The sequence below is a fragment of the Chloroflexota bacterium genome (genome assembly GCA_020161265.1).
Lineage (GTDB): Bacteria > Chloroflexota > Chloroflexia > Chloroflexales > Herpetosiphonaceae > Herpetosiphon.
The window spans coordinates 32,739-57,102 of sequence record JAIUOC010000007.1 but is presented as its reverse complement, the minus strand read 5'-3'; the positions used below and the strand labels follow the sequence as shown (position 1 = coordinate 57,102).

At 49.3% G+C, this 24,364-nt stretch carries 18 protein-coding genes and 1 pseudogene; 9 read left to right on the top strand and 10 right to left on the bottom strand.

Annotation, left to right across the window (positions count from 1 at the left end; genetic code table 11):
• Positions 1 to 88: 88 nt before the first annotated feature.
• Together LCH85_16445 and LCH85_16440 are read right to left on the bottom strand one after the other, a co-directional pair.
• Positions 89 to 1,453, bottom strand: coding sequence for a cytochrome P450 (locus LCH85_16445; protein MCA0353582.1), 1,365 nt, complete (start codon positions 1,451 to 1,453; stop codon positions 89 to 91).
• Between the two features lie 29 nt (positions 1,454 to 1,482).
• The gene (locus LCH85_16440; protein MCA0353581.1) at positions 1,483 to 2,115 is read right to left on the bottom strand and encodes a TetR/AcrR family transcriptional regulator; all 633 of its coding nucleotides are present in this window, start codon (positions 2,113 to 2,115) and stop codon (positions 1,483 to 1,485) included.
• A 183-nt stretch (positions 2,116 to 2,298) separates the two neighbouring features.
• Here LCH85_16440 and LCH85_16435 point away from each other — a divergent pair, with 183 nt between their 5' ends.
• The gene (locus tag LCH85_16435; protein MCA0353580.1) at positions 2,299 to 2,835 is read left to right on the top strand and encodes a DinB family protein; all 537 of its coding nucleotides are present in this window, start codon (positions 2,299 to 2,301) and stop codon (positions 2,833 to 2,835) included.
• A gap of 62 nt (positions 2,836 to 2,897) precedes the next feature.
• Here LCH85_16435 and LCH85_16430 read toward each other — a convergent pair whose 3' ends face one another.
• Positions 2,898 to 10,430, bottom strand: a complete 7,533-nt coding sequence (locus LCH85_16430; protein MCA0353579.1) for a hypothetical protein — start codon at positions 10,428 to 10,430, stop codon at positions 2,898 to 2,900.
• A gap of 243 nt (positions 10,431 to 10,673) precedes the next feature.
• On the opposite strand from LCH85_16430, the gene LCH85_16425 reads away from it, so the two are divergent.
• From LCH85_16425 to LCH85_16410, 4 genes and pseudogenes are all read left to right on the top strand, one after another.
• On the top strand, positions 10,674 to 11,114 hold the full coding sequence (locus tag LCH85_16425; GenBank protein MCA0353578.1) for a hypothetical protein: 441 nt from the start codon (positions 10,674 to 10,676) through the stop codon (positions 11,112 to 11,114).
• 75 nt (positions 11,115 to 11,189) lie between these two features.
• Complete coding sequence (locus LCH85_16420; GenBank protein ID MCA0353577.1) at positions 11,190 to 12,164, top strand: hypothetical protein; 975 nt, start codon at positions 11,190 to 11,192, stop codon at positions 12,162 to 12,164.
• 6 nt (positions 12,165 to 12,170) lie between these two features.
• A pseudogene (locus LCH85_16415) lies at positions 12,171 to 12,365 on the top strand (DnaJ domain-containing protein).
• Between the two features lie 798 nt (positions 12,366 to 13,163).
• Positions 13,164 to 13,604 carry a hypothetical protein gene (locus LCH85_16410; GenBank protein MCA0353576.1) on the top strand — a complete coding sequence of 147 codons (441 nt, stop codon included), beginning with the start codon at positions 13,164 to 13,166 and terminating at the stop codon, positions 13,602 to 13,604.
• 56 nt (positions 13,605 to 13,660) lie between these two features.
• Here the strand turns inward: LCH85_16410 and LCH85_16405 are convergent, their stop codons facing one another.
• The 3 genes from LCH85_16405 to LCH85_16395 are packed head-to-tail and all read right to left on the bottom strand — an operon-like array spanning position 13,661 to position 17,465.
• Positions 13,661 to 15,052, bottom strand: a complete 1,392-nt coding sequence (locus LCH85_16405) for a S8 family serine peptidase (GenBank protein MCA0353575.1) — start codon at positions 15,050 to 15,052, stop codon at positions 13,661 to 13,663.
• A 32-nt stretch (positions 15,053 to 15,084) separates the two neighbouring features.
• Positions 15,085 to 15,936: a LysM peptidoglycan-binding domain-containing protein gene (locus LCH85_16400; protein ID MCA0353574.1), complete on the bottom strand. Its 852-nt coding sequence runs from the start codon at positions 15,934 to 15,936 to the stop codon at positions 15,085 to 15,087.
• Positions 15,933 to 17,465, bottom strand: coding sequence for a hypothetical protein (locus LCH85_16395; GenBank protein MCA0353573.1), 1,533 nt, complete (start codon positions 17,463 to 17,465; stop codon positions 15,933 to 15,935). Before LCH85_16395 ends, LCH85_16400 begins: the two co-directional genes overlap by 4 nt.
• A 286-nt stretch (positions 17,466 to 17,751) precedes the next feature.
• Between LCH85_16395 and LCH85_16390 the strand changes: the two genes are divergently transcribed.
• A complete protein-coding gene (locus LCH85_16390; GenBank protein ID MCA0353572.1) occupies positions 17,752 to 18,303 on the top strand; it encodes a hypothetical protein in 552 nt (183 codons plus the stop codon).
• Between the two features lie 71 nt (positions 18,304 to 18,374).
• Here the strand turns inward: LCH85_16390 and LCH85_16385 are convergent, their stop codons facing one another.
• From LCH85_16385 to LCH85_16370, 4 genes are all read right to left on the bottom strand, one after another.
• Complete coding sequence (locus tag LCH85_16385; GenBank protein ID MCA0353571.1) at positions 18,375 to 19,043, bottom strand: hypothetical protein; 669 nt, start codon at positions 19,041 to 19,043, stop codon at positions 18,375 to 18,377.
• A gap of 80 nt (positions 19,044 to 19,123) precedes the next feature.
• Positions 19,124 to 19,501 carry a cupin domain-containing protein gene (locus tag LCH85_16380; protein MCA0353570.1) on the bottom strand — a complete coding sequence of 126 codons (378 nt, stop codon included), beginning with the start codon at positions 19,499 to 19,501 and terminating at the stop codon, positions 19,124 to 19,126.
• 84 nt (positions 19,502 to 19,585) lie between these two features.
• The gene (locus LCH85_16375; GenBank protein ID MCA0353569.1) at positions 19,586 to 19,990 is read right to left on the bottom strand and encodes a hypothetical protein; all 405 of its coding nucleotides are present in this window, start codon (positions 19,988 to 19,990) and stop codon (positions 19,586 to 19,588) included.
• Positions 19,983 to 20,321 carry a hypothetical protein gene (locus tag LCH85_16370; protein MCA0353568.1) on the bottom strand — a complete coding sequence of 113 codons (339 nt, stop codon included), beginning with the start codon at positions 20,319 to 20,321 and terminating at the stop codon, positions 19,983 to 19,985. Before LCH85_16370 ends, LCH85_16375 begins: the two co-directional genes overlap by 8 nt.
• 297 nt (positions 20,322 to 20,618) lie before the next feature.
• Between LCH85_16370 and LCH85_16365 the strand changes: the two genes are divergently transcribed.
• From LCH85_16365 to LCH85_16355, 3 genes are all read left to right on the top strand, one after another.
• Entirely contained in the window at positions 20,619 to 21,266 is a 648-nt protein-coding gene (locus tag LCH85_16365; protein ID MCA0353567.1) for a RidA family protein, read from the top strand.
• A 137-nt stretch (positions 21,267 to 21,403) separates the two neighbouring features.
• Positions 21,404 to 22,543 carry a TMAO reductase system periplasmic protein TorT gene (gene torT / locus LCH85_16360; GenBank protein MCA0353566.1) on the top strand — a complete coding sequence of 380 codons (1,140 nt, stop codon included), beginning with the start codon at positions 21,404 to 21,406 and terminating at the stop codon, positions 22,541 to 22,543.
• 24 nt (positions 22,544 to 22,567) lie between these two features.
• Positions 22,568 to 24,310, top strand: coding sequence for a HAMP domain-containing protein (locus tag LCH85_16355; GenBank protein ID MCA0353565.1), 1,743 nt, complete (start codon positions 22,568 to 22,570; stop codon positions 24,308 to 24,310).
• Positions 24,311 to 24,364 lie beyond the last annotated feature (54 nt).

Below are 24,364 nucleotides of genomic sequence, written 5' to 3'. Positions count from 1 at the left end.
CTAGGATGTCAAGCGCTTGGCAGCATTAACCACGCAAAGGCCCATAATCATGCAATTATGAGCCTTTGATCGAATTCAATTTGGTGGTTTAGCGTTGAGTGATGAACATTGGCAAGCCATTGCGTGAGCCAAGCGTGCCATCCATCCAAACTTGCGGTGTGTGATTTGGCACAGTGCGTAGGGCAAAATGGCGAGCCAACATCGCGACCACCACATGCGATTCAAACAACGAGAAATTATTGCCGATGCAAATCCGTTGCCCAGCCGCAAATGGGTGATAGGCAAAGGGGTGGCGCTGGGCTTCACGCTCTGGCAACCAACGATCAGGATCAAAGCGCAGTGGCTCATCCCAAAAATCAGGGTGGCGATGGGTAAGATAGGGCATGATCGTCATCCGTGAGCCAACTGGAACCTTAATGCCGGCAAATTCATCACTAGCGACCGCATCACGGGCATACATCGGGGCAGCGGGGTAAAGTCGCAAGGTTTCTTTAATTACTTGCAAGGTATAAGGCAGTTGTTTGAGATGTTCGAGGGTTGGTGCAGCATCGCCCAGCACGCTATCGATTTCGGCCTGCATGCGTTCGGCAACGTCGGAATTGTTGGCCAAGGCATACCACAAAAATGATAGCGTGCGGGCGGTGGTTTCGTGGCCGGCAAAAAAGACCGTAATTGCCTCATCGCGCAATAAAACTGTAGACATTGGTTCGCCAGTTTCCTCGTCGCGAGCCTGCATCATGCGGGTCAGCAAATCGTTAGGCCATTCATCCGGCGCTTGGCGTTGGCGCTCGGCGATAATGCCCTGAATATATTGATTGACGCGGTTGCGAGCTTCCAAATAAGCCCGATTTTTGGGTGTTGGCATCCAGAGTGGCGCATGCAGTGGATTCATCTGGCGGCTTGAGGCAAAACCAATCATCGTTTCGACCGCATGTTTGACCCAAGCAATTGTGTCATCGGCTTCAAGGCTAAACATACTTTTTAAGATGATCGACGCTGTGAGTACCGACATTTCGGTCAGAATATCGAGTGGTTCGCCCTGTTTGGCAGCCGTACTCCAGCGTTCACGAAACCATGCCCCATCCTCAACAATAATTGGTAAATAGGTTTCAATCGCCCGGGGCGTGAAAAATGGAGCCATCAATTTACGCTGCCGCCGCCAGAGGCTGCCAGTGCTGGCTACCAAGCCATCGCCTAACAACAATTTGCGCACACCTTCATAGCTAGCCTTTTTTGAATAGGTGTCGCGCTGCTCGACCATCACCCGCCGAACGTGATCAGGATGTACCACCAAAAACATATCTTTTGAGCCAAGTTGCAAGTGGGCAAGGTCGCCATAGCGTCGCCACGTCGATTCAAAAAATTGTAATGTGCCTTGGCGTTTAACTTCGAGCGCAATATCGAGCGCAAAACGGCTGCGCCGATGCGGCAGCGAACGAACAGCAAGCGTCATATGCAAAACTCCTGTGATAGCAGTGTTATTTAAGGTTTGGGGAAAAAGCTTCGACTGAGATAGCCCGCCAGTTCGGCTGGCGTGATCTGGCCGCTAGCCAGCAGCCGTTCATAGCTGTTGGGCGAGAGCATATTGACCAAGGTTGCCACCATCACCATGCTTGGCACATTGGGATCAAGTTCGCCATTGCGTTGGCCTTCGCTGATCAAACCACTGATTAATTCCATGGCTTGGGTGCTGTAGGCCGCGAGATCAGGCCGTTTGTTGATCAGGCTGGTGGTTAATCCCAGCCGTGGGTTGAGATCGATCAGCACTTGGTTGCCTTGAGCTTGAATGCGGGTATAGACATCGAGCAGCAAATGTTCAAGCCGCACACGCATTGGCATGCTTTCGCTAAAAATATGCTCAATTTGCTGCAAAAATTGTTTGAACTGTTGCTCAAACAAGGCCACCACCAACTCTTCCTTGCTGGCAAAATGTAAATAAACAGTGCCCTTGGCAATGCCTGTGCGAGCAGCAATCTCGTCGATTGAAGCCTCGACATAACCTTTTTCGCTAAAAATCTGCTGAGCTACCTCAAGAATCAGCGCGGCGCGTTCTTCACGCTGGCGCTCGCGTAACGAGCGCATCGAGAGCGTGGTCGGAGCTGTTTTTGGTTCCATAAATCACCATATTGGTTTGATGACTATTCGGTCATAATTTATGACTTATTGGTCATAATGTAGCATGGGAATTCAAATTGTCAAATCTACGCAAAAGGTTGAGGATTGATCGGGCTGAAGAACGACGACAATCAGGCTTGGGCTACGCATACTTGGGCTAACGATTATTTAAGGAGAACGCCTTTGCGCGAACAAAAAATTGTTGAATCAACCCATTCGGTGGCCGAAATTGGCGTGTGGCTGTGGGCCTTGGAGGATGCTCGACGACGAACGAACGAGGAAATTGCTAAATTAAGCGCGGCCATGATCGATTGGCAACCAGATCATGGCGATAGCACGATCGGCAGTGTGCTCTATCACATTGCCTTGATTGAAGCTGACTGGTTGTATGATGAAGTGCTGGGCTTGGATGCCTATCCTGAGCCAGCCGCAAGTTTGTTGCCCTACCCCCATCGAACCAAACAAGGCTTGTTAACTCCAGTTTTGGGTCAAGATTTAGCTCAGCATTGTGCTCGCCTTGAGCAGGTGCGCGAATTGCTTTTAGCTACATTTAATCACATGGATTTAGCCGATTTTCGGCGGGTACGCGAATTGGCGGCCTATGCAGTTACACCTGAATGGGTGTTGCATCATCTCTGTCAGCACGAGGCCGAACATCGCAGCCAAATTGGCAGCTTACGGATTGCCTTTGAACGTGCACATGGAATTGTTAGCGAATAAGCAATTAAAAATGGCCGTCGATCAAACTTGATCGACGGCCAGTCAAGATATTTAATTATTGATTAGGGTGCATTGACCGTTGCGGTTGCACCATAGCCAGCCTGTTGAACAGCATAGCCAGGGAAAACCCCTGAACTCCACTTCGAACTAAGCGGGTCGAAACCATAACTCTCCATTGTGCCTTGGAGCATGCTCCAGGCAGCTTGTTGATCTTGGAATGAAACACTTAATGCACACGGATCATCGCCCATGAGTTGATAATGCAGTTCATCGCTAATTTGCAAGACATAGACTGCATCGGGCTTGGCCCCTGGATTAACGGTCAGATTAAGGCCAACACCACCGAAAGCCATACTGCTATTGATCGTAATATCGCCTGCTGTGCTTACTCCGAGAACAACTGGGCTGAATTCCATTCCTTCAACCCCTATTTGTGGGCCAAAGAGCATTGTTTCAGTGAGTTCACCACTGAGCACATTGTAAGACACATCATAGCCAACAAGGCCTTCGTGAACTGATGCAGAGATATCTCCAGCAGTATTGACGCTTACGCCATTGCCAAAGCTCATATTGAATGACACTTTCTCTTTATCGCCGAGCACCAACACAACGAATGGTTTGGTGCCATGTAAACGAGCGCGGAAAATATATTCATCACGGAATTTCCGCCAGAATAAACGTTCACGTTCAGCCCGATCATCATATGGCTCGACATAAGGAGTTTCAGCAGGCACCGTATCCGATGTATCATCTGGCGGTGGAATTGATGGCAATGCGGTCAGGTCTTCATCTTCATCATCACCTGGCAAGTGGCCCGAAGGATCAGTTGCGTTGATTGGGTTGTTGTAGACATAGCTATAGCGATTGAAACTTTGGGGATTGCTCGGCTCAGGAATCATGCTGTCGGCACTAATAAAGCGGCCAGTACTCGGTAAATAGAACCGCGCATTCATATACGTTAGGCCAAGCTCACGATTCTCTTGATGTCCAGTAAAGCCACGATTGCTATAGGCTGAGTTGAGGCCTAAGCGCTCCTCGCCAAATGGCAGATAGCGCACATTGTTCAAAATCGCTGTGCCCGTTTGATTCATCAAGGTGTTGGCGCTGCCGAGCTTATCGACATACACAAACACTAATGATTGATCAACCAAGCTTGTGGCGACACTATGTTTGCGGCGGGTCGCGATTGGCGTGCCAGCGATTGCCACGGTTTTGCTGGCAATATCAATCGTATGCGTGGTTAAATTGTTGCCAATAACTTGGAACTCGCCTGCATTACTATTGCCGCCCCATTGATTGGCGACAATGCTAATGCCACTGACAAAGCCTTTGGTTATGCCAAATTCGCTGTCGCTTGCTCCCGCGAGGCTGGTTACTTGGTCGGTGCTGAAGTTGACGCTGGCAACCAAGGTGTCGCTTGCGCGTGGCGTGAAGCCATAGTAATTGCTGCCATCGTCGTATTGCCAAGTGCTGAGCGTGCTGTTATAGCGCACACAAACAAAGTGTTTGCTAGCAAGTTGGGCTGGGATGGATTGGCTAAAGCGTTGGTTCAGGGCTTGGCGACTGTGCATGATATAGCCAGTGCCTGTCGCCGTATCCAAACAATTGATGCCCATGCCTGCCGATGTGATCGTTACTTCGTAGGCTTGCGGCGTGAAATTCAAGCCAGCAATCCCAAATTCGCCAGGGTTGCTCTCGCCATTCCATTGATTGACCGTGATGGTTAAGTTGCTGCTGCTCAGGCCTTTTTGAATGCCCAAGATCGTGCCAGTTTGGCCAACATAGCTGGTGTAGCTATCGTTGCTGAAATCGATTGCGCCGATCAAGCGGTCGCTTTGGCGTGGAGTAAAGGCGAAATAGGCCGAATTATTATCGTATTGCCAGGTTTGGCCGTTGTGGCGTACACAGATGAAGTGCGCGGCATTGTTGGCAAAAGGCGCTTGCTCGGCGAAGCGGCTATGCACCGATTCAGCGCTGTACATCAGGTAGCCTGTGCCAGTTGCATCTTCTTGGCAAGCCACGCCATAGCCATGGTTGGCGACGCTTTGGGCAAAGGTATTGGTTTTAAAGTGGGTTCCAGTAATTTCAAACTCGCCTGGGTTGTCGGTTCCACCAAAGACCTCTTTGCTGAAGGCGAGGTTGCTGGTGGTGTAGCCATAGCGCAGGCCATAAATCGCCCCTGATTGATTGAGATATGGGCTGACTGTGGTTGCATTGTAGTTGAAACTGGCAACCAACAAATCGCTAGCAATCGGGGTGAATGGATAGAAGCCAGCATCGTTATCGTATTCCCAAACGCCAGCATTGTTGCGCACACAGATGAAGTGGTCGCTGATGTTGGCCGCTGGTAAATTGTCAAAGCGCTGTTTGACTGGGATTTCACTGTACATAATATAGCCAGCGCCGCCATAGCTACGGGTTTCTGGGTTGTAATCGCTACACATGATCCCCGCATTCAGGCTATCCACGGCTGAGTTGCTGCTGCTGACGGTTGTGCGTTGATAATTCGGGAAAGGATCGTAGGTGACCGTGCCATCAGCGGCGAAGGTGGTGGTGCGCTGGCCGCTGGGATCGTAGCGGAAGCGCGTGGTTTGATCGTGTTGATCGATCACTTCATACAAGCGTTGCTCAACATCGAAGGCTTGTTGATACAGGCCGCCAGCATCGTTGCGCACAATCATGTTGCCCGCTTGATCGTACTCGAAGAAATTGCCTTGGCTGGTTGAACGCAGCGCATGCGGCTGAGTGCCCGTGCCGTTGTAGGTTTGGACGATGCCATTATTGTTGGTTAAGTTGCCCAGCTTGTCATAAGCATAGATATGGCTGTAAATGCCGCTGGTGCTGGTCAAACGATTCAATTCATCATAATTGAAGTAGGTATTGCCTGAGAGCGAGCCACTTTCGTAGAGGAGGCTGATATTGCCGATTTGATCGTACTCGTAGGTATAGCTCGGCAATAGGCTATGTTGATGATTGATGCTAGCTAGGCGGAAATTGCTATTGCCTGTGTTGGCCGTGCCAGTTGCACTATAATAATTAAAGACCGTGTTATGCCCGCCATTGGCACGATCGATTAGGCTGATGTGGCCCCGGGCATTGTATTCGATATTGCTTACCAACGCGCCATGGCTGCCCAAACTCAGGCTATTTTCGCCTTCTAAATCGTGGGTGAGGGTTGCGACTTCGCCATCGGGATAGGTGATTGTGGTGGCGCGATTAAGCGCATCGAAGTCGCCAAATTGCATGCTAAAGCTTACGCCATTGAGCGTGCGCGTATGGCTGGTGAGCGAGCCAAGGCTATTGTAGTTGAAGCTTTCGCCATCAATTGCCCCAAAGCCATCACGATTCCATTTTACGCCTGCTAATTTGCCAATTTTGCCTGCACCACTGCTGTAGTAGCTTGAGTTGGCTAACCACAATGCCCCGTTCAAAATTGGAGTGTTGGGACAATTAGCGCCAGCGTTGGTGGTATTTTTGCTGGTATTGCGTTGTAACGCATCAAAATAGAAACACACAACATCGTCATCGTTCGTAAGCAGACTATCGTTGAGTGTGCGTTGCTCAATAATCCGCGCATTGGCGTTATAGCGATACTTGATTGTGCCCATATCGGGGTCGTTGATTTGCAACTTATGGCCAAAGCCGTTGTAAACCATGGTTGCTTCGGGCGCGATCAACGCGCCATTACCAGCGTTGCTAGGTTGGCGGCGGCTGATTTTGTTGATATTGCCGAGGGTATCGTATTGGAACTGGGTATCGCTATACACGATTGGGCTATCGGCAGTACCGCGATATTCGCGCCGCAAGACCAACTGGTCTTGATTATTGATCAAGCGCATTTCTAGTTGGTTCTTGGGATTAATTTGTTGATGCTGCCAGAAGAGATTTTGACCAGCAACTGTGATGTTGTTAACTAAGCTCCAATTGGCTTTGTTAAGGCTGCCATCGGCGGCAGTGGTTTGCTTGACCCGCCCAAAATTATCGTAGCTAGTCAGGGTTTTGGCCATACTGCTATCGCTACATGGCGTGGTGACGAAGGGTGACGCTGGCCAAACCAAACCGCGATCGATGTAGAACGGCAGGTTGAACGGCGCAGTTTGGCAGATCATCTGGCCCAGTGCATTGTAAGCAGTTGTGCTATAAATTTCTTGGCGTTTGGCTTGACCATCAACATCGGCCCAAATATGGCGGGTTTGGATGGCGCGGCCAAAGCCATCGTACATGGTTTGATCGTTGTAGGCGAAATTGCCGGTGCTGCTGGGGTTGGCATAGCTGCCAGGTCGTTTTTCATCGCTGATCAGGAATGGTTGGTTGGCCGCAGGATTGGCAAAAATCGCGCTGTCGTTCCAATAATTATCCCAATAGCGGTAGCGAATGACTGGATTGCCGTTCCACTTGGTGCTATCGCCAAAGCCCGTGAAGCTATAGCTATCAAATGTATTGACTAAGCGCCCAAATGGATCGTACTCGTAGCGCACAACCGTGGCATCGGGATTGGTGACACTTTTGAGCAAGCCAGTCTGAATTTGAAAGCCATCAACGGCGGCGATGCTGCCTGCATCGTTGCGGAAACCATAAATTTCGTAGGTTGTAGCTTGATTTAATGCGTTAGTGGTTTTGACTGGATACAGATTGTAATCGCTGTCGTACCACAAACTGGCAACTTGGCTCAGGTTTGGCTGGCCAGTTTCGGTGGGCTTCCAATCGAGTGAATCGCTAAAGTTGGCTTTGAGCGAACGATAGCCAAAGCCACTGTAGATTGTGGTTGTTTTGGGGTTGCCAAAACTATCGTAAGTCATATCGCTGTCGATAGTTTGGAAGGCATGAACACAATTAGGATCAGCTGGTTGCGGCAAACCAGTTGGATTGGGAATCTCGGCACAGGCGATTGGCCGAGTTTGGCGGCTGCGAGTGACTAAGCCTTGGGTTGGGGCAGTAGCATTGGTTGTAGCGCCATCATAATAGATCCAGGTGCCGTTTAAAAATGTGCCTTGTTGATCGTAACGACCGCTGGCTGTGGGCGCGTTGACCATCCAAGCTTGGCCCCCAGTGGCGCGGCCATTGTTGGGTGTGTAATGGATAACCTGTTTTTCGTAAGGTGTTGTAGCAGCAGCACTCGCATAGAGCCAAGTATCGGTGAGATTGCCATATTGCACGCCAGCTTGTTTGGCCACATCGTAGCCAAACGTGCGTTTGGTCGAGATTTCAAGGCCATTGCTATATTGATAACTCTTAACTTCGCTCAAATAGGTGAACATGTTGGGCAAGCCATGCAGGCTGTCGGTGCTATAGGTGCTGTGGGTTGCATCCAACAATGTGCCATCGCCAGCAAAATTGCGCTGAATCATGGGCTTGCCGCTAGTAGTAGCACTATTTTGCGAGAAGATTGTTTCGTTGCGTTTGAGCAGCGTTGTGCCATTAAAATCGTAGCTGCGTTGATTGACTATGGCAAAGCCTGTGATGGTACCAAATTCGGGGGCATCGCTTGCGCCACAGGTGATTGCGCCTGAGGGAACGTTGCTCGACCATTGGCCATAACAGGGTTGGCTATAGCTGTAGGTGGTTTTGACGGCAGGATTACGCCCATCATTGGCCAAAGTTTCGACCACGTAATAGCTTTGGCCAAGAGTTGGCCAAACATAACGATCATAACCCAGGTAGGTATAATCGCCAATCCAACGGTTATCCGAGGCATAATTGAAGCTAATTTCACCACCATAATTGCTGCGCATGCTCTTGAGGTAGTAGAAAGAGAAACAATTGTTGTTGTAATGTGGTTTGGCTTCGTAGGTAAAGCTGGTGGCGGGCAAGGTCCAACCATCGTCAGTTGCTGGGTCGGCATCAACTCCGCTGGCCACCGTGATTGCATTGACCACCCGAGTATGAGTTGAGCGCGGAATATTCGGCTGAGTATCTTGGTTCATACAGGCCGGACTATCGACGAAATGGCCTGATAGGTTAATCCGATATTCTTTAATTGGGGTGCTCAACGAGCCATGATAGACATAAATTGTGTCGATCAGGTAGGCAAACTGGGTTTTGGTGGTAAATACCAAGCGGCTGGCGGGAGTGGTGCCCAATTGAGCAACGGTATCACTGACTGGCAAGGCCGTTACTCGGTTTGGGTAATTGTAACTAATGCTGCCGATGCGGCTTTTCCACGTAGTTAATTGCAAGGTCGATTTATGATTTGAGCCTTGGGGATACCACTCAATTGGCTCGGTGACCGTCCAGTTGACATATTGATAGGTCATCTGATTGCCAGCGCGATCGGTGACCGTATCGACATGCCATGCCAAGGCTGAGCGCTCATTATTGGGGCGGCCTTGATGGCCTTGCACATTCCAATAGCCAATATCCCAAATTTGGTGTTCTTCGGCGTGAGGATAATAACCCAAACGATAGGTCACACCCGTTGGCGTTACCACAATCCAATATATTCCATCGGTATTGGGGGTGGCCGTGTTATAGACCCGTTTGATGTAGTAGCCTGGAGCATCTTTGGCAAAATAGCGCATGCTGCTGGCGGTGGCAGTTTGGTTGGGAAACTCAGGGAAGAGTTCATGGCCAGCGCCGTTGATCGTCAAACGAAAGTTATCGGGGTGTTTGTTGGATGGAAAGCCCGCGACGAATTCAGTTTTTACCCCAACCCGCGCAATGCTAATATCGCTGATTGACCAAGCATCGCCCAGTGGGCCTGCACCAGTGTCATCGCGAATCCGACCATCAAGGCTCCGGCTGTTGTAGCTTAATTCGACTTTTGGTTGTAGGCCGCCGCGACCCATTGGGCCTTCAATTGGGTAGGCATAGGTGGCTGCTCCGCTAAAACTGGCAACCGCTGCTGGAACCCAGCTGGGATTCCAACGCTCTGGCCGTGTGCCAGCTGCCCATGTCGAAAAATGGTCAACATCGGCGCTAATCAAGCCCTTGGCATCGTGCAAAGTAATTGGCACTTCGATCCAGTGGTTGGGATCGGCTTCATCTTGGTAGGCCAAATAAAATTGTTGATAATTGCTGGGAACATCGCGCATAAGTTGGCGCAAATCGAGCACCATGCGCACTGGTTTTTTGAAGTTGGCGACTTGCTCATTGGTTTGGGCTTCGATGTTAAAGCGATAGAGCGTAACTTGCTCAGCTTGGTCGCGCAGGTAGCCTTCACTTTTGCTGCTGCGTTGAAGTTGCTGGTTCAAGCTTGGCAAGGCTTGGGCTTGAAACTCCAAGCGCGTAGCAGGCGCGAAGGTATCGGCTTCGACCAACAAACTCAGTGGCGCTTGCTCGAATTGCACGGCAGTGGTTTTGGCGCTATCGAGTTGGGCAGTGACCACCTGATTAAGTTGTGGCTGAATGCTTAAGTTTTGGGCGGCCACCGGCATAAAATCAGCACTGTTGCTGGCTTTTTTGGGTAGCGCAGTTGCTAAACGCGGGGTTTGTGGGTCTCGCGCTAGGCCAGTATCGGGAGCAAACGCTTGCTCAACCGTTTTGTTGGACTGATCAGTTTGGGCGGCGGCTGGCTGGCTCGCTGGGAAGAGCGACCAGAGCATGCTCAAGAGCATTCCAATGTGAATCAATCGTCGATAGGGGCGGTTTACGGACATACATCCTCCTACGATGCTTGCAAGTACGTCACCTTCGTGCTCTGCGATCTGCTAGAATGTAGGTGATTTGTGTGTCAAAGAGTGGGACTAGCACTCCGAATCTACTCCGAATCTACTCCGAGGCGGCAAAATCTTGGGCTTGACGCAAGTGCAGCATGGCCTTTATAATCGCCAAAAAGCGCGACGAAGCACTTTCCCCTCGTCACGTCTCCGAACCGCCTGTATACGTGAGGAGCATCATTCATGTCGGTGTTTAAAGATTCAGAAGAACTGATCAAGTATCTTGGTGCGTTGTACGATGAGGCCAAGTGCGATCCTGAAATTGCGCCCAAAATTAAGCAATCTGGCCTCTCAATTCAGTATCGCTACGATGATCCCGATGGGATTGTGAGCATTCTGGCTGATCGTCAGCCAAGCCAAGAGGGAGCTTTTTTCGATGTGGTTTGGGGCGAAGTACCTGGCTTAAAGCCCGATGTGGTGATGTCGATGAAGGCCGATATTGCCCACCAATTTTGGCATGGCACAATCAATTTGATGGCTGCATTAACGCGCCGTCAGATTGTTGCCAAAGGCCCGATTCCCAAGATTATCAAGCTTTTGCCAGCAGTCACCCCAATGTATGAGATGTATCCACGGCTGCTGCAAGCGATGGGTCGGCCCGAGTTAGTGGTTCACAAAAAATAAACTTTATCGACTTCTACAACAGCCTAGAGTATTTGCTCTAGGCTGTTTGTGTTTAAGTACTCCAAAGGAACTCCAATGAATTCGACCGAGCCATTCGATGATCAAGCGCATTATCAGGCGGTTTGTCGCTTAATCGAGGCCGATTTAGCGGCCTTGCCCACAGGCTTGAGCCAATCGTTGCAAATAGAATTTAACGCATTCAAACAGGGCAAATTTAGCCAAATTGCCGCTTTATTGCCAGCTTGGTTGGGCCAACAATTTCCAGTCGCAACGCCCGTTTATGCTCAACTTGGCGCGGCTCAATTGTATGGCTGGTGGTATTATTGGGCGCAAGATCAGCTGTTGGATGGTGATGGTGCGGCTGAGTTGCTGCTCGGGGCACATCTGGCCTTGTTGCGTCAGATTGAGTTGTATACTGAATTGGGTGTGACCCAAAGCCCAATCTGGCCCTTGTTTCGTCAATTAACGGTTCAATCAGCCTTGGGACATCAGCAGGAATTACGCTATCGTTTAAGCGAATTAAGCGTGTTAGGCTTTGAGCAGTTGGCAACCTTTGATCAAACGGTGTTGTTGTCCCGCGCTCAGCCTTTTTTCTTTTGTAGCCGAGCACAAGTTTGGTTAGCAGGCGCTGATCCATTTGGTGCTGCGGCGAATCTAGTGATTGAGGCACTTGAAATCTTAACCCTCGCCCGCCAATTGAGCGACGATGCCAGCGATTGGATCGATGAACTCAAACAGGATAAACTCAATAGCGTGGCCTGTCGCTTTTTGAGCTATTTGCAGCAACAGGCGGTTTTTACTGATTTTAGTCAATTGACAGCAGCCCAAGTCGCTGGCCAACAAATTTTGCATGAAGCATTTTGGCCTGCGCTTGAACAGCAAAATCAGCGTTTGATTGAGCAAACATTGCAAAAATTGGATGCAGCAAATCAGCAGCAATTGGCCGGTTTGTTGCGCCATCAAGCCAAATTGAATCACGATCTTTGGGAAAATCATGCGACCTATCGCCAACAATTACGCGGTTTTTTTGGTTTAGCAGCGAGTGAATAATTCTGTATGAAAACGCACTATGAGGTGCTAGGGGTTGCCAGCAACGCCGATGCCGCCACAATCGACGCAGCATTTCGGCGTTTGGCTCGCCAATATCACCCAGATATTAATAAAGCTCCCGATGCGACGGCCTTGATGCAGGCCTTGAATATTGCCTATGGCGTGTTGAAAGATGCCCAAAAGCGCCAAGCCTATGATCGCGAATTGAGCGGCCAGCGTGATCAACCGCACCCACGCCAGCAATCAAGCGGTAATGCGATCAACGATTTGTTTGCCGTGGCTTGGCATGCAGCGCATCCAGCAGTCTATTTGTACGAAAATCATACAGTTGAGATTGCTGGCAATAGTTTTCGCTTTGATTTTGCTTATCCTGCGCAAAAAATTGGGATTATTTGCCAAGCCTCGGCTAGTTCGCAAACAACTTGGGCCGAATGGCAAGTGATTCAATTAACTGCCCAGCAAATTATGAGTAATCCGATGGCGGCAGCCGAAGCAGCCTACCAAGCTTTAGCCGAAACCGCTTATGCAAGCACAAATCCAACCGAATATGCTGCCGCTCAAGCCGAGTTGCGTTGGGCCGAAGAATGGCTCGAAAAATATGATCAAGCCCAGGCCAATGGCGAAGATTTCGAGGAGCAGATTCGCACGAGTCTTGCACCACAATACAAACCGATGCTTGATTTGGTGCTGGTTGGTGGGGTTGGCGCGATTATCGCCACGACGGTGGTTGGGGCAATTATCAAGTTGGCCTTGTTTGGGTTTGTGGCGATGGTAGCGGGTGCATTGCTAGCGGTGCGCTTTGTTCCAAGCTTAATTCAAGCATGGTCGGATGACCTACGGATCAAAGTTTTTGGTGGTAGTGCTGGAGTTTGTTTGCTGCTGTTGCTGGTGATTCATGGCGGCAGTGCAATTGGCTTGGTGGTTGGGGCTAGCTTGATTGGTGGCTTGGTGGGCTATGTCTATGCCATGCGCCAACAAGCCAAGGTTTAGAGGTGCACCATGCAGATGCTACGTTGTGTACCGCATCAACGGTTGCTTTTAGCAACCACGCCAGATCAACCAAGCTGGCGTTTAAAACAGACAATTATTGAATATGAACGCTATGTGCGCCAAATTCCCAATACCGAGCGCTTTGCAATTGTGGGCATGCGGCTGATTCCGCAACCCAATCGTTTGATTAGCTTTCGTGATTTGGCTTTGCGTGATGGGCGCTTTTTGGCCTTTGATGAATTGCGCTGGGCAGTGCATGTGGTTGGACAAACCTTAATCAATGTATTGGCCGAACATCAAGCCCAAGGCCGTTTGATTACAGGCTTGCACTGCGATATTACGGCCTGTGTAGTGCATCCGGTCGATTCGACTGAGCGCCATTTTGTGCAAGCAACCCGCAATATTTTAGAGCGCTGCTTTACCGATGCGCAGCTTGAACAGTTTGAGTGATTGATCTGCTTTATATCCCGCTCACAATGCTCAAGCCGATTGGCATTCATTAATGTTTAAACCTGTAACAAACCAATAATCCGTCCTAGATCTGGCATAACGCCAACCCGATCGTGCTGAGGTTGAGCTGAATAAGTGCAGGCATCTGGGTGTGTCAGCAAACTGCGTAATTCCTCGGGGCTGAATCGTGCCCCGCGCAGCTTTTCGCCAATGGCTTGCCCTAAAATGGCGGCTCCGGCAATAATCGCCGCTGCTGCTGAGGTTCCGCCAAAGCTTAAGCTATAGCCTGAGGCATTGGTGGTAAACACGCCATTGCCCCAAGCGAAGCAATTGACCCGTTGACCATAGTTGGAGCTAGCGGTTCGCGTTGCTTTATTGGGGTCGCGACTGTAAACCGCTCCAACTAGAATTGCACCAGAATCACGATAACGGGCTGTTGCTGGCTCAATTTGATACGTTCCAACGGTATCCCAACAGGTTGCCAAATCGCTAGCGCCATTGCCAGCAGCCTCGATCACAATAATTCCCAGTTCGCTAGCCAACCGAATGGCCTCAAAATTGGCTGGCTCTAATTCGACTGGCAGCAATCTGCCTGGTTGATTGGGCGTGTTGGTGTAGGGGCCGCCAGCCGGATCTTGGTAGATTTGCAATTCTAGAAGGATCAGATTGCCTGGCGATTCAAGCCTTGTTAAGTAGTTGCTTGCAGCGACAATCGTATTGGCAATATTCCAACTTGGTTGGCTGGTGCCATTGCTTGGTTGTTGCCATGGCGAAATGACTGCTACTGCTGCATCGTGAGCGATTCCAACTCCACCCTCAGTATTATTTTGAGCCACCAGCACGCCTAAAACATTCGTGCCATGATCAGCACAAGTAGGATCATGCACATCGCAATGGAGCAGTGAGGGCAACATGGTTATCGGCGAACTGCTATGTTGCAGCAAATCGGGGTGTTCTAATTGCCATGATTTCTCAATATCCACAATCGTGATGGCTTTGCCTGCATGCTCTAAAACCTTCCAAGCCGCTTCAGCGTCGATGCCGCCAATGCTTGGGCCAGTGCTGTTGGGTGGGTTGAGGTAGGTTTGGCGTGCACGGCGAGGGTTCGCTGCGGTTGGCACAGGCGCTGGCGGCGATTCAACATAGGCATACTCAAGCTCTGCCCATTGGTTAACATGCTCAATTATTGCAAAGGGATCTTGATCTGGCTCAACATCAATCGTAAAGAAGGCCAAAAAATTTGGTGCTTGATATTCTGGATTAGCTTGCTGGGCTTGCTGAACTAAGCCAACCAATTGATCGGGATCGACGCTGTTAAAGATCGGTTGAACAACATAGCCTTGAAAATCTTGATCGGTATAGGTTAGTGGAGCCAGCTGATCGTGGAATTTGACCACAATGCGGCGGGCTAGCGGCCCATGCTGATTGGTCGGTGGAATAAGCATCATTGACCTCATTTGGTGTGAATTATGGGTGCAATTTACTCGTTGTTGGGCGTGAGTGTTGCATCAATTGGCGTGGTGGTTGGGCTTGGGCTGGTTTTGGCGCTGGTTGGCTCAGGCGATGCTTTGGGTAAGGTCGGTGATTCAATAATTTCAAAACTCGCTTCGGCCCGCACAGTTTGACTTTGCATTTCAACCAGATAGAAACCAAGTGAAGCATCGACGGGGCTGACATAGACAAACGTGACTTTTCCGGTAGCATCAGCCATCAGTTCACCGGTTGCCACGAGCGCAAAATCTTCGTTGTAGATGGTGTAATTGACGTTTGCGTTGGGTTCGAATTTCTGATAGTGCAAGCTGAAACTTGTGCCAGCAATACCAAGGCTGGGGGTTATCAAAAGCTGATCGTTTGGCCCACTCGGAATCGGGATATCAATCGTGCGGGTGGCGATCGCTGCCAGATCGGGATTAGGCGAGGGTTCGGCTGGAGCCGCTATTTGATTGGTTGGCTCGACGCTTGGCAGCGTGGGCAAGTAGAGCTGTTGGCCTGCAAAAATGAGCGTGTCATTTAAACAATTGACCTGTTGAAGCTGTTCGACGCTCGTTCCGCTGCGGTAGGCTAGCTCGGAAAGCGTATCATTGAGCAAAACGCTGTAGCTGATCCATGTGCTCGGTTTTTGGCAGGCAACTACTGTTATAGCTGGTGTTGGCTGTTGGGTTGCTAATGGAGTTTGGATTGATACAGTTTGGGCAAGCGATGGTGTGATCAGACCAAGGATTGGGCGACTTGGTGTTGGAGCTGTTTGATCTGAACGAGGTGGGTTTTGTGACCCGCATCCTATTAATAACCAGCCGAGTGCTATGAACCAGGTAGCTAAGCGAGGTTTCATTTGGCTGCTCCTTGAGTGAGCCGTTGTTGGACGCGTTTTTGCAAATCGGCATTTGTGGCTAATAGTTGGGCTTGCTCAAATGACCACCGAGCAGCGCTGATTTGATCTGCCTCGACATAAACCACTCCTTGCCAGTAGTAGGCCCAAGCCGTAAGTTCCCGCAAAATCGGGTCATTCCTCGTTGGATCATAGCGATTAATTAGGGTTTGATAGGCTTGTAGGGCACAATTTGCCAGCTTGGTTGCCTCGCTATTCGAGGCTACAGTTCCACCGAGCTGTTGCTGAACATGCTGCAATTGCAAGGTACAAACGTTGCCGATTCCAAAGGTGGCTTTTTCCTCGATATAGCTGCCAAATGGCTGATCTGGCAAGGCTTTGGCTTGGTTAAAGAATTCCATGGCCTGAAACAAATTGCCTTGGGCATAAAAAATATTGGCTTTTGCCAGGTAAGCGCGGCCATAAGCTGGGTTAAGCTGGAGAATTGCGTCAAGGTAGCGCTGGGCGCGGGCGAAACAAGCGGTTTGATCATCCACTTCGAGCGCACATTGCTCAGTAGTGATCACGGCGGCAAATAATAAAAGCACCTCTTTGCCTTTAATATTTGGGTGAATTTCAGCGGCAGCCAGCGCTTGATTGATCGATGCTAGCGCTGCATCGAGGTTAGTTGTTCCCTCAAGCCCTACGTAGACCAAGGCTTTAGTAAATTCAATCAGAATCAGCGCATCAGGTAGATCCAACAACGAATGACCTGCTAAAAGATCAGCCTCTGAGAGTTGCAGTTGAGCGCCAATTTGATGCTCGCCATTGATCAGCTCGCCAATATTAATCCGATGGGGATCGATCACATAAAAACGCAGTGTTACAACTGCCCCCGCACTGCTCGATTGGGCATCACCGTAGATCACCATATGCGCATTCGTGGTTTGGGCTAGCTGCTGAGCAGCCTCAATCGATGGAATAAAACGTGGATCGGACTGAATTTTGACCCGATTGAAGCCACTCATTCCATACAGATTATCAAGATCCTGCGCCAACAGATCATTCCATTGATTAGGAATTTGTTGATTAAGCTGGCTAAATTCAGCGATCACAATATTGACATCGCCTGTCATGCTCTGTGATGAAGATGGTTGCGAGGCTTGGAATTGATTTGAAGCGTGTAAAGGTATCAGCAAACCGACGAAACCAACGATTAACGCAATAATTCGGCGAGCTAGGCCATGGTTTGGCTTAGTTGTGTTTGCGCTTGCGATCGGGTTTGGCATGACAACCGTTATTGTTGTTTGATTGAGGTTACCACCAACGACGTTATAGCTAGCTAAGTTAGCAGTTTGGTCATTAATAGTTAATCTCAGGGCTTGCCCATCAAGCGTCGTTGGTTTTTGCTCAAGCAGATCACAAATTGCCTGCGCCACGACAGCCGGATCGTAGCCCGGCATTTTTTGCTGAAACGCACGAATTAATTCAGCTTTGTCAATTTTATCAATCGCCAATGTGGCTGTTGCAGGATGTTGGGCAAGTTCATCCATAATCAATCTTTCGACGGAGTAATAATGGCCTTTAGGGCAATGGTTATTTTGGCAACGATCACTGTCATTACAAACAACTTCGGTAGCCTAATTATTTTATGCATTAGATTAAAGTCTGCTATACAAAACTAGTGCTTACTAAATATTGATGATATTTGCGACTTAGTATCAATAAAGGAAAGATCATGCGCTTCCGATCAGTCTTTGTGATGTGATGGTTTAACCATTACTGTGGAATGCAACCCATGGATCTGGCCCATGGGTCTAGGCTGTTGTGGAGGTTTATGTGATCAAACGTCCTTTGGTCGGAGTTGGCTTAATTGGGTTGTTGTTGGTGATTATGAGTATGTTTGCTGCCGCGCCACCGTATCGGGCTTCTGCTGTTAGCCCACAATTGACTCCAACCCCAATTGGCTGTGAACATGAGTGGTGGCAACAGACGAGTCGTGCGTTATCCCCAGAGCAATACCAACAAATCCAACAAGCTTTTGAAGCACTTGGTTTTGGTGGCTCCTTCCAGACCTACCTCTATGGTGAAATCGATAACTGTGGTATGTTGTATCTCCCGCTCCATCCCTTAGACGTTTCGTTGGCGGCGCAGACTCCACGATTTGATCATGTGCGGATGCAGCGCCAAGCTGATGCGCTTTACGCGATGCACTCTGAGCTGCGAGCTGCCCCGCATATTGTCATCACCTTGGTTTGGGGCGAATTGCCAAATCGTTGTATTTGGCGCATGTCGTCCAATCGCTGGTCGAATGATGATCCTAGCTCCTGTCCTAGCCCGCGAGAATCAGTTGTCGGTACATTTAACTATCTGCCTTGGGCGACTCGCTAAAACGTAGGCTTGGAGCAACGTTGTACGGTTCAGGCTGACGAATGGTTGTCAGCCTGAATCGTATTTTTACGCTACAAACCGAGCTGTTGGCGTTGTTCAGGATTGAGTTCGATGCTGTTGAGTTGGGTAGTTAATTGTTCAAGTTGTTGATCTTGCTCAAGGGCTTGGGCTAATTCGATTCGTGCTAGCAACGCTTGGGCATAATCAAAATTTGGGGCATCGGGATAGCGGGCAAGGGCATTATCAAGCGTTTTGGCGGCGGCGTGATCATCGTTTTTGAAATCGCGCAAACGAGCGGCGACGGCAATTGCTCGTTGCAATGGGTTTAGCTCAGGGTTTTGGTAGGCTTGGGCAGCTGCCTCATCCTCGACACCTTGTTTGATGAAAATAATCGAATTGCCAGCATTATCGGTGAGGGTAAAGCGGCTTTGGCCAGGTTTCATACGTGAGATGCGCGGAAAGCCTTGGGCGGGAACTTTGCCCAAACTCGTTCGTAGGTGTTGACTAAATTGTTGATGTAATTGCTCAACTTCGGGCACGATGATCAAGCAGGTGCTGTAGTTTTCGGCGGGTGCTAGCTGTTTCAAGCCGAAAAAATGCAGACAATAATCATCAGCATTGATTACAGCGTAGGGGTTAGGCTTGCGTTGGGTGTAGCTAACCGTAAAGCCAAGGCTAGACCAAAAAGCAATGGTTTGGTCTAAATCTGCGCAGGGTAGGGCTGGAATTGTTGTTGGCATAACCACCTCCAGATTTGTAGCTGCTGAGATTGGCAGTATAGCCTTGGCTCGGTTGTTTCGGCTCAGTCTTCGGCTGGATTTTAGGCTTGGGCTGCTAGTGCTTCGAAAAAGCGATCAAGCCCACCTGGAATGGCGGTGATCAAAATGACACAGGTTTCGGCATGATCGTTGCGAAAGAAATGGCGCGTGCGTTGCGGAAAGTGGGCGATACCACCAACTTCAAGTACCCATTGATTGCGTTCATCGCCAACCGTGCAGCGCCCCACTTGAACCACCAAAACCTCCATTTCGACCTCATGTTGATGCATTGCTGCACCTTGACCTGGCGGCAAAGTAACTTCCAAGACCGTACATTGATCGTTGGTGGCAGCGCTCGAAACCTTGCAGCGAATATCGCCAATCAAGGTTGTGCCTGCTTCGGGTAAGACAACAGAAATTGGCATAAATGGCTCACTCATGGGCAATCCTTCCGTGCTCAATTGATGATCTACTACACACTGATGAAGATAATTGGGTTCAATATGATTGGCATAAAAGCTGGATTAAATTTCCATCGATTCAATGATCGGTTTGATCTGGTCGGTATAGTGATCAATGAATAGCGTGAATTCTGCAACCCATGCATCAAGCAAGGCTTCACTCATGGGATTAGTGGCAGTGAAGAGATAGCTTGGCCCGTCAACCGAAAATGGATTATGGTTATGAGTAATGCAGCCATCAAGCTCTAGCCCTTCCGGTTTTTGTGATGTATCTGCTGCGACCACAAGGTGATAGCTATCTTTGGTTTTACCCAATTCGATACATCCATAGAATGGAAACGAATCATTATGGTACATATCAATATTGGTAAAAATTGGCCCTTGAAATTGGGCATGAATCTTGTGTTCCAATGCTACAAAGAATGGTTGGATTTGTGCCCATAAATATTCTCGAGCTGCATTATCCATCGTTATTTCCTTGGATTGCAGTGCTGCGTTCTTCGACGATTTTGCCGACTGCCAAAATTCTCGGCCCATTGAATATGACGATAAATTGATCAGGCTTAAGTCTACCTTCTGGTAATTGATGATGCGATCCAAAGCGACACTTCGCATATCCTTGGCGGGTCATTTCATCGTAATCAAACTGAATCCATTGGATGTCGCGAGTGGCTTCTTCTGGATCACGAAGGTAATGCCGCCAATGAATCTCGGTACGCATATTAGGATAAGGCACACCGTTATTACCACCAAACTGAGGTGGAATCCACATAAACTCGAAATGAATAAATATCGACATAATTCAAACCTCGATTAACCCTATTGCTTACTCTACCGTAGCTGAGCCAAAATAGTTCTCTGATCGATTTTTAGCCTTTTAGACCTAGGATAAGTTGTTAGGATGACCTAGCCGAAGCTAGGTTCACGAGTCCCATTAAAGGTAGTTTTTGGATAGGACTATTGGGACTGTTGACTTTGCTTTGAGGTCGGGTAAACTCAAAGCTATCCACTGACCCATTTGACCTATAATCCCAATGACTGACGATTGATTACTTGATCGATCAAAGACATCAACCTTGTGCTGAGGAGTCCATCTATGAAACGCTTTTCTCTCAAACTCCTGCTCGTAATGGTCATGGCTGCCACATTTAGCTCGATTTCACTGGCTTCGGAAGGCCAAGCGCTCGACAAAGCCCAACAAGCTGAACAGCATCGTTGTCGCCGACCAGGTGTTGATTGTGTCTTTGAAAAGGTTGAAGCCTATGTTGAAGCACGTTATGGTGTAGCTTCATTGCCAGCATTGACTCCGCCAACTGCCAATTATGTGTATGCTTCACAATCAGGCGAAACGGTCTTTATTTCGTCAGCTGGCCCAGAAATTTTGACTGGCAGCGGCGGTTTCCTCAAAGGCGAATTGCCAACCCTCTCGTTGGCAACGGCCCAAGAAGCTGCGATGTTGAGTTGTGTGCGGGGCTTACGCTTCCTGAAATCAACAATTGGCGACCTTGATCGGGTTGAGCACATTGTGATGGTTACCGGAACGGTCAATGTTACCCCAACCTACGACGATGTAACGTCTGGCCCAGTTGTTGGTGCACTTGGCAAAACCGTTGATGGCTGTTCAGACTTCTTGGTCGAAATTTTTGGCCCCGAAGCTGGTAAACATGCCCGTTCATCTGGTGGTAAAGTTGCATTGCCCTTCAATATGGCCACCGAAATCGAGTTGATTGTCGAAATTAAATAAGCTCTTGTATGGGCAGGCCTTGTGTGAGACAATCTCTTACATAGGCCTGCCCATCTTTGTTTAGCCACGCTACCCCACAATGCCCGCCTCATGCTCTCAACATTGTTGCACTAGGGTTTAAGTAAGAAGGAGATCCTATGCAGACTGCAACCAAACGCTCGAAATGGGTTCTTGGCAGTTTATTGGCCGCTAGTTTAGCCGCTTGTGGCACGGCTCAGCCAACCGCCCAACCAACATCCGTGCCTAGTGCAACCGCCGCGCTCAGCCAAACCAGCACCAGCACCACCTATCAAGTTGAAGTCTGGAATCCACCATTCGATTTTGCTAGCCCGCGGACATCAACCGACTATGTGCCCTTGGTTGTGGCCGATAAGGCTGAGACAATTTGTGTTTCAATTCCGCACATCAAGGATAGTTATTGGTTGGCGGTTAATTATGGCGTAGTTTCCGAAGCCGAACGCTTAGGCATCAATGTGGAAATTGTTGAAGCTGGTGGCTATGGCAATTTGCCAACCCAAATTACCCAAATTCGCCAATGTGTGGCTAACGGAGCCAAGGCTGTGGTGATTGGGGCGATCTCGCTTGATGGCCTCAACGATTTAATTGTGGAGCTGCAAAGCCAAAAGATTCCCGTAATTGCCTTTATGAATGATATTTCGTCGAAGGCCATTACCGCTAAATCGCTTTCAGTCCCCGGCGAAGGCGGCCAAGAAATTGCTAAATATTTAGTGCAAAAACATGCCAAGGGCAGCGATGCGGTTGATGTCGCTTGGTTCCCTGGCCCCGAAAAGGCTGGTTGGTCGAAAGCAGCCGATGAAAAATTTAAGGCTACTATTACTGGTGGCGCAATTAACATTGTTGAAACCAAATATGGCGATACTGGCAAAGAAGAGCAAGCAAAATTGATCGAAGAGGTCTTGATCGCACATCCCGAGATCGATTATATTGTAGGCACTGGTCAAACTGCGGTAACTGCTGCCGAAATTCTGCGCGAACGCAAGCTGCAAGATAAAATTAAAATTATGGCATATTATATCAGTCCAGAAGTGTATGCCGAATTGCAGAGTGGTGGTATCCAAGCAGCGGCGGTTGCTCCACCAGTTACAATTGCGCGAATTGCCATCGATCAAACGGTGCGCATTTTGGAAGGCAAAGAATTTATGGCCCATGTTGGCCCGAAGAGCTTCGTGATCGATACAGCATCGCTCACTAGCTTTGATCCGACGACTTCGATCCCACCCGAAACGTTCAAAATTACGCTGCGTGTGTCGCAATAGGTTGTTGTAGGTGGAGGATGGACGATGCTCCATAGTTTACGCAGGCAAGTTATTGTTATCCTCTTATTGGGAACATCGCTCTTGGCGTTGCTCAATTTAGCAATTAATGCTCGTGGCTTGGTGGCAGTGCGCAACCAAGCCACCAACGATAGCACCGCCGCGCTGCAAGCCCAAGCTGAACAATATCTCCTGCGCATTGCCCAAAGTCATGCTGCCAGCACGGGGCAAACAGTCCGTGGTGTGCAACAATTAGCGGTCACCACCCGCACCTATTTGCAACAGCCAACCAATCAAATTCCAAACTTGCCTGAGTTGAACGTAGCCCGTAATGGTCGCCAATATGCCAGCGGCGCAACCACAGTCTTGGTGGTTGCTAATCCCGATCAGGCCCAAGCATTAGCTGACATTCGTTATAGTCAACGGCTCGAAGATGTCTTGCCAAGCTTGCAAATCAGCGTGCCTGAAATTGTGCGTATCTCATATCTGACCGCCAATACCTTGCGCACCTATCCCAACATGACTCCTAACGATCCGCCAGTAGATTGGTTGCCCAGCCAAGAAGCAGCGTACCAAGCCAGTTTGCCAGAGAATAACCCGAGCCGCGCCTTGGTCTGGACAGAAGTGCATCAATCGATTGATCAATCGCAAGCATTGATCTCGGTTGCTGCACCAGTTTATGATAATGCCGATTTTTTGGGCACTGTCAGCGTCGATGTCAGCCTTGATCGTTTGAGTTTCTATCTCAAGGGATTAATTGTTGATCAATCGAGTTTTGCCTTTTTGATTACCCGTAATGGCGAAGTTGTGGCGGTGACCGAGGCTGGCCAGGGCGGGATTGTTCAGCAAATTTTGACCAATCAAGCCAACATGCCCAGTTCATCGATGATCAGCGATCTGCAAGCGGGCCGTGATGGAGTAACCACGGTGCGTTTGAGTGGGCGCGGATATGTAGTGGCCTATGCGGCAATTAGCGGGATTCCATGGGGCTTGGGCTTAGCTTCGCCCTTGGATGAAATTACGGCACGCACGACTGAAACCGCCAATCAAATTGCCACGATCACTAACCAAAGTCTTGGCTTGAGCATCGGTTTGGCCTTAATTGCGGTTATTTTGTTTGGCTTTGGCATGGCGCTGATTCTGCGCCGCCAATTTCTTAAACCACTGGCCGGCTTAATTGGCGCAACCAATCGAGTCGCCGACGGCGATCTCCAGCCAATTGAGGTTGAAAGCAATAATGAATTAGGTCAGTTGGCCAGCTCATTTAATAGCATGACCGCTGCTTTACAAGTTTCGCGCCAAGAAACCGAGGCCAAAGAGGCTGCACGCGAAGCCGCGATGCAGCGCCTGAGTGAAGTGGTGGTTAATCTCGAACACTCACTCGCTGAACGTCAACAGTTATCGCAACTGCTACGTGATGTTGCCTCACCAGTCATCCCAATTCTAAAAGGGGTGTTGGTGATGCCATTAATTGGTAGTTTGGATGGCGAACGGGTGCAGCAAGCCACCTCAATTCTCTTGACCCGGGTTCAACGGGAACGCGCTCGCAAAGTCTTGATTGATATTACGGGCGTGCCAATGATGGATGAACAGGCTGCCCAAGCCTTGTTAAGCATGATGAATGGCTTGCGTTTGCTGGGGGCAAGTGTAATTTTGGTTGGCGTTGGCCCCGAAGTTGCCCAAATGCTGACTACCTTGTCGGTCGATTTGAGTTCAGTCCAGACCTCAGCCGATTTGCGCACTGCCGTTGCCCAACTAAGCCGTTCGTAAAGTTGTGCATTCTACTATCAGACCCATGCATTGTGCATGGGTTCTTAATTTAAT

Excerpts from the sequence above, each read along its gene's own strand:
- LCH85_16420 (MCA0353577.1), top strand. The coding sequence starts at position 11,190 with ATGAATTCGACCGAGCCATTCGATGATCAAGCGCATTATCAGGCGGTT.
- LCH85_16370 (MCA0353568.1), bottom strand. The coding sequence starts at position 20,321 with ATGTCGATATTTATTCATTTCGAGTTTATGTGGATTCCACCTCAGTTT.
- LCH85_16440 (MCA0353581.1), bottom strand. The coding sequence starts at position 2,115 with ATGGAACCAAAAACAGCTCCGACCACGCTCTCGATGCGCTCGTTACGC.
- LCH85_16410 (MCA0353576.1), top strand. The coding sequence starts at position 13,164 with ATGCAGATGCTACGTTGTGTACCGCATCAACGGTTGCTTTTAGCAACC.
- LCH85_16395 (MCA0353573.1), bottom strand. The coding sequence starts at position 17,465 with ATGGATGAACTTGCCCAACATCCTGCAACAGCCACATTGGCGATTGAT.
- LCH85_16385 (MCA0353571.1), bottom strand. The coding sequence starts at position 19,043 with ATGCCAACAACAATTCCAGCCCTACCCTGCGCAGATTTAGACCAAACC.
- LCH85_16380 (MCA0353570.1), bottom strand. The coding sequence starts at position 19,501 with ATGAGTGAGCCATTTATGCCAATTTCTGTTGTCTTACCCGAAGCAGGC.
- LCH85_16355 (MCA0353565.1), top strand. The coding sequence starts at position 22,568 with ATGCTCCATAGTTTACGCAGGCAAGTTATTGTTATCCTCTTATTGGGA.
- LCH85_16425 (MCA0353578.1), top strand. The coding sequence starts at position 10,674 with ATGTCGGTGTTTAAAGATTCAGAAGAACTGATCAAGTATCTTGGTGCG.
- LCH85_16400 (MCA0353574.1), bottom strand. The coding sequence starts at position 15,936 with ATGAAACCTCGCTTAGCTACCTGGTTCATAGCACTCGGCTGGTTATTA.
- LCH85_16445 (MCA0353582.1), bottom strand. The coding sequence starts at position 1,453 with ATGACGCTTGCTGTTCGTTCGCTGCCGCATCGGCGCAGCCGTTTTGCG.
- torT (MCA0353566.1), top strand. The coding sequence starts at position 21,404 with ATGCAGACTGCAACCAAACGCTCGAAATGGGTTCTTGGCAGTTTATTG.
- LCH85_16430 (MCA0353579.1), bottom strand. The coding sequence starts at position 10,430 with ATGTCCGTAAACCGCCCCTATCGACGATTGATTCACATTGGAATGCTC.
- LCH85_16365 (MCA0353567.1), top strand. The coding sequence starts at position 20,619 with ATGAAACGCTTTTCTCTCAAACTCCTGCTCGTAATGGTCATGGCTGCC.
- LCH85_16405 (MCA0353575.1), bottom strand. The coding sequence starts at position 15,052 with ATGATGCTTATTCCACCGACCAATCAGCATGGGCCGCTAGCCCGCCGC.
- LCH85_16375 (MCA0353569.1), bottom strand. The coding sequence starts at position 19,990 with ATGGATAATGCAGCTCGAGAATATTTATGGGCACAAATCCAACCATTC.